Origin of the sequence: Echinicola soli (genome assembly GCF_006575665.1) — a bacterium.
GTDB lineage: Bacteria > Bacteroidota > Bacteroidia > Cytophagales > Cyclobacteriaceae > Echinicola > Echinicola soli.
The window spans coordinates 3,841,511-3,855,981 of the sequence record NZ_CP041253.1 but is presented as its reverse complement, the minus strand read 5'-3'; the positions used below and the strand labels follow the sequence as shown (position 1 = coordinate 3,855,981).

10 protein-coding genes and 1 riboswitch are annotated in these 14,471 nt (G+C 40.0%); of the genes, 5 read left to right on the top strand and 5 right to left on the bottom strand.

Annotation, left to right across the window (positions count from 1 at the left end; all coding sequences use genetic code 11):
• Positions 1-2: 2 nt before the first annotated feature.
• On the bottom strand, positions 3-1,046 hold the full coding sequence (locus tag FKX85_RS15170; RefSeq protein WP_141615538.1) for a homocysteine S-methyltransferase family protein: 1,044 nt from the start codon (positions 1,044-1,046) through the stop codon (positions 3-5).
• A 63-nt stretch (positions 1,047-1,109) separates the two neighbouring features.
• A riboswitch (SAM riboswitch) is annotated at positions 1,110-1,211 on the bottom strand.
• Between the two features lie 185 nt (positions 1,212-1,396).
• Positions 1,397-2,704 (bottom strand): hypothetical protein, encoded by a 1,308-nt coding sequence (locus FKX85_RS15165; RefSeq protein ID WP_141615537.1) that lies wholly within the window; start codon positions 2,702-2,704, stop codon positions 1,397-1,399.
• Between the two features lie 324 nt (positions 2,705-3,028).
• Here FKX85_RS15165 and FKX85_RS15160 point away from each other — a divergent pair, with 324 nt between their 5' ends.
• Positions 3,029-3,349: a YbjQ family protein gene (locus FKX85_RS15160; protein WP_141615536.1), complete on the top strand. Its 321-nt coding sequence runs from the start codon at positions 3,029-3,031 to the stop codon at positions 3,347-3,349.
• Between the two features lie 65 nt (positions 3,350-3,414).
• Here the strand turns inward: FKX85_RS15160 and FKX85_RS15155 are convergent, their stop codons facing one another.
• The 3 genes from FKX85_RS15155 to FKX85_RS15145 form a co-directional block, all read right to left on the bottom strand.
• A complete protein-coding gene (locus FKX85_RS15155; protein ID WP_141615535.1) occupies positions 3,415-3,669 on the bottom strand; it encodes a (2Fe-2S) ferredoxin domain-containing protein in 255 nt (84 codons plus the stop codon).
• Between the two features lie 6 nt (positions 3,670-3,675).
• A complete protein-coding gene (locus tag FKX85_RS15150) occupies positions 3,676-4,929 on the bottom strand; it encodes a DUF819 family protein (protein WP_141615534.1) in 1,254 nt (417 codons plus the stop codon).
• A 147-nt stretch (positions 4,930-5,076) separates the two neighbouring features.
• On the bottom strand, positions 5,077-5,706 hold the full coding sequence (locus FKX85_RS15145; protein WP_141615533.1) for an NUDIX hydrolase: 630 nt from the start codon (positions 5,704-5,706) through the stop codon (positions 5,077-5,079).
• Positions 5,707-6,459: 753 nt separating this feature from the next.
• On the opposite strand from FKX85_RS15145, the gene aceK reads away from it, so the two are divergent.
• From aceK to modA, 4 genes are all read left to right on the top strand, one after another.
• Positions 6,460-8,187, top strand: coding sequence for a bifunctional isocitrate dehydrogenase kinase/phosphatase (gene aceK / locus FKX85_RS15140; RefSeq protein WP_141615532.1), 1,728 nt, complete (start codon positions 6,460-6,462; stop codon positions 8,185-8,187).
• 311 nt (positions 8,188-8,498) lie between these two features.
• On the top strand, positions 8,499-9,131 hold the full coding sequence (locus FKX85_RS15135; protein ID WP_141615531.1) for a DUF4136 domain-containing protein: 633 nt from the start codon (positions 8,499-8,501) through the stop codon (positions 9,129-9,131).
• A gap of 802 nt (positions 9,132-9,933) precedes the next feature.
• Positions 9,934-13,527 (top strand): PAS domain-containing hybrid sensor histidine kinase/response regulator, encoded by a 3,594-nt coding sequence (locus FKX85_RS15130; RefSeq protein WP_229239642.1) that lies wholly within the window; start codon positions 9,934-9,936, stop codon positions 13,525-13,527.
• A 167-nt stretch (positions 13,528-13,694) separates the two neighbouring features.
• The gene (gene modA, locus FKX85_RS15125) at positions 13,695-14,450 is read left to right on the top strand and encodes a molybdate ABC transporter substrate-binding protein (protein WP_141615530.1); all 756 of its coding nucleotides are present in this window, start codon (positions 13,695-13,697) and stop codon (positions 14,448-14,450) included.
• Positions 14,451-14,471 lie beyond the last annotated feature (21 nt).

Here is a 14,471-nt window from a genome sequence, read left to right as displayed (position 1 = left end):
CACTATTCTTCTTCTAATGTAAACGCTAGTTTCCTGGGTTTGTATTTTTTACTTACTTCTCCTATCACCCGAATATGTTCTGGGGTAGTGCCACAGCAGCCTCCCAAAATATTGATCAACCCATCTTTGAGAAATTCTTCTACCTGATCAGCCATTTCTGTCGCTGTTTGATCGTATTGGCCAAACTCATTGGGCAGCCCAGCATTGGGATAAGCACTCACGTAGAATGGTGCTTTTTCTGCCAATACTTTTAGGTATGGCCTTAATTCCTTTGCACCCAAAGCACAATTCAACCCAATGCTCATCAAAGGTACGTGTGAAACCGAAATCAAAAAAGCTTCCGTGGTCTGTCCGCTCAATGTCCTACCAGAAGCATCGGTGATGGTACCGGAAATCATGATAGGGATCCCACCTTCCTCTGGCGAAAGAGGCAGGCCTTTTTCTTCAAAAACTTCCTGGATGGCAAATAATGCGGCTTTTGCATTTAAAGTATCAAAGATCGTCTCTACCAAAATGATATCTATACCACCATCCAATAGTCCCCTCACCTGCTCTGCGTACGCTTTGGCCAGTTGATCAAAATTTATGCCCCTATAACCAGGGTCATTAACATCTGGAGAAATAGAAGCTGTCCTATTGGTAGGCCCTACGGCTCCAGCCACAAAACGAGGCTGCTCCGGTGTCTTTTGACTGTAGGCCAAGGCAGCTTCTTTGGCAATTTTTGCAGATTCTACGTTGAGTTCATATGCCAAATGTGAAAGATCATAATCTTCCTGGGCAATCGATGTGCTGCTGAACGTGTTTGTTTCAATGATGTCCGCCCCTGCTTCCAGATAGGTATCATGGATGTCCCGAATGATCTTTGGCCGGCTCAGCGACAATAAATCATTATTGCCTTTGAGGGCTTTGTGGTGATTAGTTAAGTCCGGTGTCCTAAAATCCTCTTCTTCCAACGTGTAACGCTGGATCATGGTGCCCATCGCACCGTCAAGGATCAAAATCTTCTTTTCAACTTGCTGAAGTAATATGTCGGTTCGTGTATTCATGCTCTCATTAATAATACGAAAAGCTGTACCGAGCAAAGAACCGATAGAAAAACAATAATCTACCGCTCATCTTTTCCTGACAAGCTCAGGATGGGAGTTAGCACCTTGTGATATCAGGTTGCTAAGACGTCATAGGGCCCTTCCCTCGGTCTTTCTCGATAAGCAATTCCAAAGTTAACATGAATTGGTGGAAAAAAATTACAAATAGACAATTTTATTTAGGAAAATATTCAGTTGCAGCCAGTGGTTAATCGTTGCTGGTCGGTATCCCAAGGTCGATTGTAAACTATCTGCTCTTGGCTTTACCAAAAGCTCTCTGAAAACGAATATATATCGTATTTTTGAACGGGTCAGGGCCTGATTCCCACACCTACTTGTAAATAGGGATTGGACATAAATTGGGACATGCTGACCGTGCCGAGTTTATAGCTGCCAAAAGGTATCTCCACGCCCCCATATACAGAGCCCACCAAGGCTAATTTAGACTTTTTAGAGAGTGGAAATACTCGACTTAGATAAATTTCAGGTTTGGCCATTAATCCGCCATTTCGCAATTCCCCATCGTAATCAGGCAGGTCAATCAAGTCGGGGAAGTGCAATTTTCGCCTGTGAAGCAAACTGTAACGCACATTGCCGTACCCAAGGCCTCCCAAGGCTCCCACTTCCCAATTATAAATATCGATTAATTTTGCGCCTAGATTCCCATAAACCCTCAAACTGCTTAGACTTTGGTCATAATATTGGTTGGCTTCACCTTCCATGTTCAGGTTATACAAGTCAATGCCGTAAAGAAGTCCCCTGTTCTCGCCTAGGATCTTGACGCCCAGGTTTTCAGGGATTCCTTCAAGTGGTTTATATCCATTATTCTTCAAATGGGCGTTAAGGTCATTTGGTTTGGTGAAATGCCTACCATAAACAAAGTACAAACCAAGCGAGGCATCTCTGTAAAAGTAATTTTTCTCTGGAAGACTGATCCCCGCTCCCAAACGCACAAAAGCTCCACTTTGTAGATTATCAAAGGTCATTCCATTTAATTTCCAGGAATCTTCAAAAGGGTTAAAGGAATAACCTACCTTAGCAATCATGGTGACCACTTCTTCACTTGCCAAGAGATTAAGGTCATAGCCTACTTCAAATCCAATTTCAGTTAAAAAGCCTCCCATAAACTGGCTTCCCTTATTAATATCGTTCTTTCTGAGGATAAAACCATGTGCAGGATCAGCCAAAAACTGGTCCAAGGTCTCTCCTTCCCTTTCTTCAAGCATCTCCACATTAAGATATCCCATCCCAATGGACATATAATGAATCAGATGAAATTTCCCCTCCTCTGTAAAGCTATAGCCGAAATTAATAAAGGCCCTGGTCGTACGATAATCCAATTCATAAGTATTAAATGGAGTTTCTACGCCATTGTTTTGATAAAGCTCGGCACCTACGATAAAATCATTAAATCTCGTTTGGTAGCTAATACCGTAGGTATTGTAATTATTGGGCATGGGTGGCTGGCCATGGTTTTCCAAGAGCTCATTTAATCCTTGAAGATGGGCTCCGGAGGTGCCATAATAAACGCTGAAGCTGGTTCGCTGATAGCCTCTCTCTTGAGCCAAGACCCCTTCAGTACAGCAAAGCAGGATAAAAATTAAAACAATTGTCCTCATCAGGTGAAATTTCAGCTCAAAAATATAATTTTAATGTTAGAATGCGATAATTTTTAATCATGTTTATAGGCTTTGGGTATAGGTGAACTTTAAGGAGCTTTATCTATTTATTAGACCTAACGCGTAATTAATAACCAATTACCTGCCAGCTAATCCCTTCCGGTAAAAACTTCGCAGATGCTCTTTCCAGAAGACCAGCTTTTCCTTTTACACCAATAACTCTCTACAGATATTGCGCCAAAAACAACACATTTATTCGATTTTGTAGTATATTAACTCCCCTGTTTTAGTTTTTAACTCTTTAACAAATAAAAAATCAACAGTATGATTACAACAACCACTCCTTCTGTGGAAGGACACGAAATCAAGAAATATTGTGGAATAGTCACAGGAGAAACGATTATCGGAGCGAATGTTTTTAGAGATTTTTTTGCCAGTATTACGGATATTGTGGGCGGTCGCTCCGGCACATATGAGAAAGTACTGAAAGAAGCAAAGTCAACTTCCCTGATGGAAATGGAAATGCAAGCCAAGGCGATGGGAGGAAATGCCGTGGTAGGTGTAGACTTGGATTATGAAACTATTCGGGATGGCATGTTGATGGTGACAGCAAGTGGCACAGCCGTGTTTGTCGAACCTAAATAGTTCCCTTTGATTTTCTGTTTCGACAGTCATCCGTATCTTTCGGCTACGCTCAGGATACGGATGACTTATTCCAGGGTATTTTTTCCATCTAAGATTTGATGGATTTTTTCTTTGGTTCCCTTTTTGATCACTTCGTTATTGATCACCACCATGGGGCCAGTCTTGCAAAAATCCATGCATTTGGTCTTGACGATTTTATATTTTCCTTTATGTGTATCCAGTTTGGTCAGCTCTTGGATATCCTTTAATAATCCCTTGCATCCATTTTTCTTACAATCCGAACCGGCACAAACGAATATGAATTTCCTGAACTTTCCCATCTATAACTAAAGGTTAGATACCATTTGCAACAACAATCCACACAAATAAGCTCCATACGTACCCACAGCGTAGCCAAAAACAGCCAATAAAACTCCAACAGGAGCCAATGAAGGATGAAAAGCCGAAGCTACGATCGGCGCAGAAGCAGCACCGCCCACATTGGCTTGGGATCCCACTGCGACATAGAAAAACGGTGCTTTGATCAGGTACGCCACCACCAGCATGATCGTAATGTGAAAGACCATCCATAGCCCTCCTATGATAAACAGCGTAGGATTGTCCAGTATTGCAAATAGGTCCATTTGCATTCCTACAGTAGCGATAAGCACGTAAAGTAGCACACTTCCCAACCTACTGGCTCCTACACCTTCTAGATTTCTGGCCTTGGTAAATGACAGGATCAATCCACCCGTGGTAGCGATGATCACAATCCAAAAGAAAGGGGAATCCAATGAATACTTCTCCAGTTCTGGATAATTCGTTCCTATCCAAGGAGCAATAAAATCGGCCAGCCAATGAGCCAATCCAGTAATACCAAATCCTATCCCCAATACCATCAAGGTATCGGACATACTCGGGATCTTCATAATACTTCCACGATAGGCTTCCACTTTTTTCTGAAGGGCATCAATGGCTGAGCTATCCGCTTTGAACAGTTTATCGATCCGTCTTGGATTAGCGGCCCAGTATAACAGGAATGCCAACCACAGGTTAGCCATTACCACATCCACGGCAATGACCTGGCTGAAAAGTTCACCGCTAGGCTCAAAGGTCCTGAGCATGGCCGTTTGATTAGCTCCTCCCCCTATCCAACTGCCCGCAATGGTCGAAAGACCTCTCCAAACTTCATCAGGGCCAACGCCTGCCACCACGCTTGGGTCAAATACAGAAACCACCAATAAAGCCAATGGACCTCCCAACACAATACCTATAGTTCCCGCTAAAAACATAGTGAGGGCTTTCGGACCTAGTTTTAAAATTGCCTTAAAATCAATGCTCAACGTCAGTAATACCAATGAGGCGGGTAATAAATACCGTGAAGCGATCCTGTACAGCTGGGAGGTTTCCCCTGAAATAACGCCCAATGTATTCAAAATAGAAGGCAGGAAATAACAAAGCAGGACGGTAGGAACCACCCTGTAGAATTTTTGCCAAAAGGGACTTTTACTGGCAGCAGTGCCAAATACAACGGCTAGAATACTGACAAGGATGCCTAATACTACCGCATCATTGGTGATCAAAGGAGTGCTTTCCTGCATGGAATATTTAAATTCATTAGAACATTAAGTAGTACAAAAGAAACAAAACCTACCATAAAAAAAAATTACGTGATGTAGATAGGACTTCCTAATCTAAACAATCTATCTATTGGCCAATGGAGGAATCAATCCTTAAAATGCTACCAATCACTTTTCCCATATCACCATAAGTTCACTTAAGATCATGGCCGTGGCTCCCCACACCATTTCTGAGTCAATATCAAAATAGGGTGCTTGGATCTTCCTCTTATTTCTGGCCTCAATGGTGGTTTCCTTCCGGGCATTTTGATCAATAAGGGTGTTAAAATCACATTGGATTACCCTAGAAACTTCCCGTGGATCGGGAATAAATATAGGAACCTGGTCTACAAATCCAATATAAGGTGTTACTAAAAAGTTACTTGGAGGAATGTATAACTGAGATAGCTTTCCTATCACATGCACGTCTTTTGCAGGTACTCCGATTTCTTCTTCTGTTTCCCTTAGGGCCGTTTCTTGAAGATTGGTGTCCTTTTGTTCTTTTTTTCCCCCAGGGAGGGAGACTTGTCCTCCATGGGTACCATCATACTCCGGTCTTTTGATAAATGGCACCCAACAGTCTTTCCCGTTTGGATATAACAGTATTAAAACAGCTCCTTCCCTAGCGTATGTAAGGTCATGCTGAGCAAACCGAGCATTATCCAACGGCCTGGGCGCCATCTTGATTTGACCGGCTTTTCCCGGTAATGGCCCCTTGATCTTATCTTCTAGCTTGAGAATTACCTCTTCTAATTTCATGACCTTAAAGCTATCCAAGTTTTTTTAATGGTACAAGTGTCCATAATTTCTGATATTGGACATTCATTCTCTATTTCTGGCGTCCGAGAAAACAATCGTCAAATTAAAAAAATCAACTGTTTTCACCCCCCATCCCCTAAAGGGGACTTTCTAAAGCTCCCCTTTAGGGGATGGGGGTTATTTTAGGAATTGGAATAAAAACCCTCAAATTCCTATTCAAAGATGGTTTTTGATCATATTTAAAATTTAGTTGGACGCCAGTAACTTTCCATGATAATTCTATAAGAAAGTAAAAAAATCTTTTTCAGGTATCGTGCTATTGGTTTTGAACCGACCAATAGTGATAGAACACGAATAAGAAACATTCTTTTATAGAAAAAGGTCTGCACAGCGTGCAGACCTTTTTTTACTATCAAACCTATTAAACCTATTGTTGAATTATTCAAAAGATTGAATAATGTTACGGAAAGGTAAAAAATAATTTTCAATAAGCAAACAAACGATTGCATTAGCATTTAGAGAAGCATTCATCATTAAATCCTCCAAATAATAAAACACAAAATTTACATATTAAGTTTATGTTATATCACCGTAAAATATACGGTCATTACCAAAAACACTTATAGGAATATTGCTGTTCAAAACAAGGAAAAATCTGCTCCTAAATCATTACTTAAGTATCTCTTCCTACTGTAATTAACTATACTTTTCTTTATATTCGAAATTTAGTTTTGATTTCAAAAACCATCATTCATGAGTACAGACACCCAGCCGCTCGTTGTCCACGAAATAGTAAGTGCTTACCAAAAATACATCACTGCTTTTCATGAACACACCAAACGTGCTCCTATCCATTTCAGGGAACGGGACTGGGATGGCGTACAGCTCAACCATCGACAACGTCTTCGTCTGTACAAAGATTGCGTAAACGAAGTGGTGGCCTCTTGCAAGGATCGCTATGGGAAATATTTAAAGGACAGGCAGTTCTGGGTAAGTGTAAAAACAGCATTTTCCAATGAAATCAACCAACGTAAAGATAAAGAACTGGCAGAATCCTTTTATAATTCAGTCATCAGAAAGGCCGTTTCAGACCTATCCATTGATGAAGAATTGATGTTTGTCCTGGAGGGATACGATTCCTGTGAAATCCATCCCCAAGAACCACTTTTCCATAATTATCCCTCTAAGTGGGGCGTCCAAAAGATCATCAGAAAAATACTGGAAGATTTTGACTTTAAAGCAGCCTACTACCAGCGAGAGAAGGATGTCCAGTTTCTGGTAAGAAGTATCAGAGAAGTAATCCTGACCCGATACAAGGTAGATGAAAATACCACCACACAAGTATTGAAACAGGTTTTTTACCGCAATAAGGCTGCTTACCTAATTGGCAGAACCTTCCTGGGCGGTAAATGGATGCCCTTCATCATTCCCTTTCTGAATGGCCCTAGGGGTATTTATGTAGACACATTGATCTTTGATCCTAATCTCATGAGTGCGATTTTCAGTTATACACGTTCTTACTTTATGGTAGAAACTGAAATCCCGTCCCAGATTGTCGCCTTTCTAAATTCGGTCATCCGCCACAAAAAAGTCTACGAGCTCTATAATGCCATTGGCTTTAACAAACATGGCAAGACTGAATTTTACAGGGATTTTCTAAACCACCTTAATACCAGCGACGACCAATTTATCATAGCGCCAGGGATTAAAGGAATGGTAATGACGGTATTTACACTTCCTTCATACAACATTGTGTTTAAGATAATCAAGGACCACTTTGATCCGCCCAAAAACATGACCCGCCAGGAAGTGAAGGACAAATACCGCTTGGTTTCCCTTCATGACCGTGTGGGGAGAATGGCAGATACCCATGAATTTGAATACTTTCAGATTCCATTGGACAGGGTACATCCGGAATTGATAAAGGAATTAAGAAACACGGTCAATTCACTGGTAGAGATTAAAGGAGATACATTATTTATAAAACATCTATATACAGAAAGGAGACTCACTCCATTAAATATGTATCTGGAGAACTGTGATCTTGAAGATGCCAAAATCGCTGTGGAAGAATATGGCAATGCCATCCTGCAGCTGGCAAAGGCAAATATCTTTCCCGGTGACATGATGACCAAAAACTTTGGTGTGACACGACAAAAAAGAGTGATTTTTTATGATTATGATGAAATTGAATTTTTGACCAAAATGAATTTCCGTGTTAAGCCGAAGGCAGTGACCTTTGATCAGATTTATGCTTCAAGGCCTTGGTACGAAATCGCCAAAAATGATGTGTTTCCAGAAGATTTTAAACGATTTATGATAGGACGGGCAGATGTAAGGCCTCACTTTTTCGAATTTCATGAATTGCTCTTTCATCCTGATCATTGGCAAGAAATTCAAGGACGTATTGAACATGGCGAATTGATCCATGCATTTCCTTATCCTGAGTACATGCGCTTCCGTCCAGAGGAAGAAGTATAGCCCGAACTACATTGATTAGCCCATATGAAATTGCTAAAGACTCCTTTGCATATTATTGGTGATTTATTTAAGGTCATAAGCTAAAAATAATTGCATATTTTTTGATATAATTCCCATTTTAAACGGTTATAAATTTTGATATAACCACGTAATTCACTAATATTCAGTAAGTACAATGATGTTTGATTAGAATACCAAATATCTCGTTTTCATCATAACCAAATTAAGATTTTTTTGACAACAAAACGGAACCAAAAACTGAAATTGTTTAGCGTATTTATGGTTTAAATTAGAACGAAAATTATTGAAAAATGAAAAAAGCTAACTTATGCATCACCCTGACGCTATTTCTATTTACGGCTTGTTTTTCATCCAAGGATTTTGTGGCTGAGTATGACTACGACTATCGCGGAAATTTTAAAAAGTACAAGACCTTTGCGTTTATGGAAGATACCGGGACTGACTCGATCAAGCATATTCCCATCATAAACAAAACCATTGTTTCTCGCTTAAATTCACAAGGTTTTAGTCAGGAAATAGAAAAGCCCGATATTTTGATATACTACAAACTTTTCATTAATCAGATTCGGTATAGAGGGTATATCCAACCTGACTTTGACAATTGGCTTTCTGCCAGGGGATTGGATATTTTAAAGGAAGAGAAATTGCGAGAAGAAAGGAAAAAAGAACTCGAAGAGGAAGAGGAAGAAGATGATGAAGATCGTCAAAAGGGTGAAGACTACGAAAATATAAAATACTATGAAAATGAGGGTATGCTGATTATCTATGTTATTGACTATAAAAAAAATAAGACCATCTGGCAGGGATATACAGCTGCTAATTTTGACGTAAACTCTCCAAGTATCAATCTTGATCTGACCAGGGCTACTTACAAAGTAATGAACCAGTTTAGAATAGTCACCAATAACTACAGTTATTATTAACTTCCATGAGATTGTTTTCTCGGCACTGTTCGCAGGTCAATAATCACTATTTTTAGTCTTGAAATAGTGATTATTATATGGCCGACTTTATCCGTTTTTTAGTTCCTTTATTGTATGGATATCAGCAATGGATACCAAAAATAAAGGAGATTATAGTAAAATATGAGTCTCGGCAATCATACACGTAGCCAAGCATAATTGAATAAATAGTGTTTCCGTCCTTTTATTCAGGTGTAAAATTGCTTTCATTAGGTCTTCATGAATGCTACGCATTTCCATTGATGATAAAGACCAAAAATCCAGTCCGGTGGTGAGCCCTTTAAATTGGGAAGGACAAGTTTTCCAGTGAGGACAATACGCTACCCAATTTAATTTAAGAAAACTGCTCCGGCCTGAAAATGAATGGATCTCGCTGTTCCACGACGCGAGCTAATTCATTTTCTTAACGGCCTGCTCATTTTTCTTAAACCGGTCTCACCAAGGGACTTCCTTAACTTTCCAAATCACATTTTGTAATGGTACCACTACGTATACAATTACCGATAGTCATTACAGTAAAAAATGAGGCATTCTTTACTATAATCTCGACGATAAGTTCAAAATACATTTGAACCTGGACGAATTGAACCTTATTCAATATACATGACCTTTGTTTAATACGTTAAATAAAAACAGGTTTTAGAGATTCAATACTATAAAAAGGGACTTCAAACCATACTTAGGATGATTCTTTTATAATATTCAAAAAAAGTGCTTATTGAATTGAGAATGATCACATATAGTTTGTTTATCAATGCATTTTATGGAGTTTTCAAAAATCCCCCATTTTTTTTCTGATGCTTCCATCAAGCATTGGCTGGAGATGGCCATGCTTACAGCTGTTTGTCAAGTAACATCCTTAGGAATAAAGGATGATAAGGAATTTAAGCTAGTCATTTCAAGTGGTATAAAAGAAGCACATAAGGTAAACTATCAAGCCAAAGTATACGAGCATATAAAAAAGGTCAAACCTAACCGAGATGAAGACACTGATCTTATTGAGCTTGGATGCATGCCTGATGGTAAATATTTATTTCCCATTATTATTTTAGGAGAAAATAACAGATTTGATGTATGGTTACTTTTATTCTTTTCGGAAAAGGTAACGATCACACAAAATCAGAAAAAATCCCTTCTATTCATTGCAAAGACAATTGGTAGCTTGTTGGAAAAAAAAACAAACCCCGATCATTCAATGGGTTCTGTTTACCACCGAAAGAATTTACAGGAGATTTATCACAAGACCAATGAAGTGGCACGTGTCGGTGGATGGGAAATGGACTGTATTACCAACACCATATTTTGGACTGATGTCACTCGTGAAATCCATGAAGTAGATAGCGAGTTCATACCTACACTGGAAAATGCTTTTGCGTTCTATGAAATTGGAGATTCAAAGTTCCTGATAGCTCAAGCCATCTCGCTTGCACAGGAGAAGAATAAACCTTACGATCTGGAATTAAAGTTAAAAACGGCCAAAGGAAATCAAATCTGGGTAAGGACCATCGGCGAGCCCAAGTTCAAAAACGGGGAATGTGTCAGGATATTCGGTACGATACAAGACATCACCAAGGCCAAGGAAGCTCGGGAGAATGTGATCAATGCCAAAAAGTTATTGGAAGACGTACTGGATACTTCCACGGGTGTAGCGATTATTTCCACTGACGCTAAAGGGATCATTAGGCTATTTAGCAAGGGAGCCGAAAAAATGTTAGGCTATTCAGCTGATGAATTGGTAGGTAAATGTACTCCCGAGGTATTTCATGATAAAGTAGAAATCCAAAAACAAGCACATAAGCTAAAAGAAAAATACGGCAAGGAAATTGAAGGGAAATTGGTGTTTGTTTACGAGCCTAACCTCAGAGGGTCTGAAGCAAAAGAGTGGACATATATCCGAAAGGACAAAACCCGCATTACGGTAAAATTGACCTTGACGCCCATGAAGGACGAGCATGGAGAAATCAATGGTTATTTGGGGGTTGCCACAGATATTACTGAAGAAAAGAAAGCCTCTAAAAATTTGTTCATCGAACGGGCGCGCCTAAAATCCTTTGTCAAGCATGTTCCTGCCTCTGTCGCCATGCTTGACAATGAATTAAGGTTTGTCGCATACAGTGATAAGTGGTTAGAGATGTATGGGCTGGAAGGGCAAGATATAACAGGAAAATCCCACTATGATATTTTCACCAACATATCTGATGAATGGAAAGAGATCCATAAGCGTGGGCTAAACGGTGAAGTCATCTGCAGTGAAGAAGATGTCTGGCGACCAGAAGGATGGTCTTATGACCAATACGTACGATGGGAAATAAGGCCTTGGTATTATTCAAAGGATGAAATTGGGGGCATTTTAATGCTCACTGAAGACATCACCGAAGCATACTTACAGCGAGGTGATCTCGAGAAGTCAAAGCTTCACGCAGAACAATCAAACCGAGCGAAATCAGAATTCCTCGCCAATATGAGCCATGAAATCCGCACCCCTCTTAATGGCATCATTGGCTTTAGTGACTTGGTGCTAAAAACAGAGTTAAATGATAGACAAGAACAGTATCTTTCTATCGTAAATCAATCCGCTAATTCTCTTCTCAACATTATCAATGATATCTTGGACTTTTCCAAAATTGAAGCCGGTAAGCTTGATTTGGACATTGAGCGGAATGATCTACATGAACTGGTAGAACAGGCCAGTGATATCATCACCTACGTCATCCACCAGAAAGGCCTGGAAATGCTGCTCAATATCTCTCCAAACATCCCTAGGTTTGCTTGGATCGACAGTGTACGGCTGAAGCAGGTATTGGTCAATTTACTCGGTAACGCCTCCAAATTCACCGATAGTGGAGAGGTAGAGCTCAAACTCACCCCTCTTACAGAAATGGATCAAAACGGCAAAATGGACATTCGATTTTCAGTGCGCGACACAGGTATAGGAATCAAGCCTGATAAACAGGACAAAATATTTGAAGCATTCACTCAAGAGGATGTCAGCACAACCAAAAAATACGGTGGAACCGGACTTGGACTTACCATTTCTAATCGCTTGTTAGAATTGATGGGAAGTAGGCTCCAGCTGACCAGTCGCCCCAAAAGAGGAAGTACGTTTTATTTTGACCTCAAAGTAAAATGTGAAGATGGCCTCCCCTCACGCCAGGTTTATGACCTCGATTTGCAGCGTATTTTAATTGTGGATGATAATGCCAACAACCGAATGATCATCGAACGAATGCTTGCCCTTAAAGGTATTCGTACAGATCAGGCTAAAAACGGTTTTGAAGCTATTCAAAGGTTAGTAGATGGTGAGCGTTATGACGTTATCCTTATGGATTTTCAGATGCCCTATCTAAATGGAATCGATACTGCTAAAAAAATACGCACCAATTTTGTGCACCAACCAATTATATTTCTTCACAGTTCTTCAGAAGATAAGAAAATCAGCCAAGCATCCAAAGATCTGAACATCCCTCTTCGTTTGATCAAGCCCATCAAAATGCAGGATATGTTTGATACATTACTTAAAATACAGCAAAACAGTCCGGACACGATCAAAGAAACTAAAAACAAAAAAGCCTATGAAAGCCCGCTACTCAACGAAAAAAGCACCATTTTAATCGTCGAGGACAATGCCATTAACCTGCTTTTAGGGAAAACGGTCATCCATAACATCTCTCCGAAAACCAAAGTAATAGAAGCAAACAATGGCAAACAGGCCCTTGAACTGATGAAAGAAGACCTACCTGATTTGATTTTGATGGATGTTCAAATGCCCGAAATGAACGGTTATGATGCCACTAAAGCAATCAGGGAAATATATCTAAATCAAAACATATTGATCTTTGCCCTTACAGCGGGAAACTTAAAGGGAGAAAAAGAAAGGTGCCTCGAGGCAGGAATGGACGATTATATCGCCAAACCATTTGTAGAGGAAGACCTCATCCGCCTTTTAGAAAAATGGCATAAGCCCGACATTTCAGAAAAAGCAAATGGCCAAGCCAACAACTCTGGAGACCTCATTCCATTTGATATCCAAAAATTACAGCAAGTGATGGGATTTAAGGACCTTGAAGATCCAATATTCCAGCAATTGCTGGTCTTAAGTAAAAGAGAGTTGTTAAAAACTAAAGAGGCGATGGAAGCACTTCCCGCTCCTATAAACCCCGAACTTTCCCAAATCGCTCATAAACTTTACAGTTCTGCCAGTTCTTTATGCATGGAAAAGCTAGCCCGTTTATCCTCTAAGCTAGAACGTACAGCCCTTTCCAACAAAAATCCAGCCTTTACCACTAACTTGACAGCCGAAACACTACTGGAGGTGACTGAGCGTTTGGCAGACTTGGACCTATACCTAGGTGAATAGATCACTTCTTTTGGATCACTTTTACTTCAATTTAATTTTTTATCTTCGTCCGTTAATTGAAATTATTGACCTGCTATTTTATTGGAAAATTGAACATGATTTTAGGGGAAAATTGTGAGCCTTAACAAACAAATCACATTAGATAACCATTCCACTATAGTAAAAACATGAGAGACGTCCGTATAGTTATATTTCTGATTTCAGTATTGACCGGCTGTCAGGATAAGGCAAATCCCAAAGTCACCATTGCCACGGCGGCCAATATGCAGTTTGCCATGGAGGCTCTTATAGAGGCATTTGAGGCAAAATCAGGCGTGGAATGCCAAATGGTAGTGGGCAGTTCGGGAAAACTGACTGCCCAGATAAAAGAAGGAGCTCCTTTTGACATCTTTGTGGCGGCAAATATCAAATACCCTAAGGCTGTTTATGAAGCCGGATTGGCCCATTCAGCTCCTAAAGGATATGCCTTGGGAGCTTTGGTGCTGTGGACACTGGACGAAAACCTTATACCTAGTTTGGACATGCTATCAGACCCTGCCATTAAGCATATCGCGGTCGCTAACCCCAAAACAGCTCCATATGGTTTGGCCGCGATGGAGACACTGAAAACAAATGACCTGTACGAAGCCCTAAAAGATAAATTGATATTTGGTGAGAGTATTTCACAAACAAATCAGTATATTTTATCGAAAGCAGCAAATATTGGATTCACGTCACTTTCAGTGGTAAAATCCCCTGGTATGATCGAAAAAGGAAAATGGACTTTATTAGATGAAAACCACTACGCTCCCATCGAGCAGGGCGTTGTTCTTATCGACCGAAAAGAAAGTGAAAAGCCCGGATCAATACTATTTTACGAATATTTATTTACCGAGGAAGCCCGGCAAATTTTAAAAGAATTTGGCTATCAAATGCCCAGTTGACCATAATATTTCTTCCGTCCA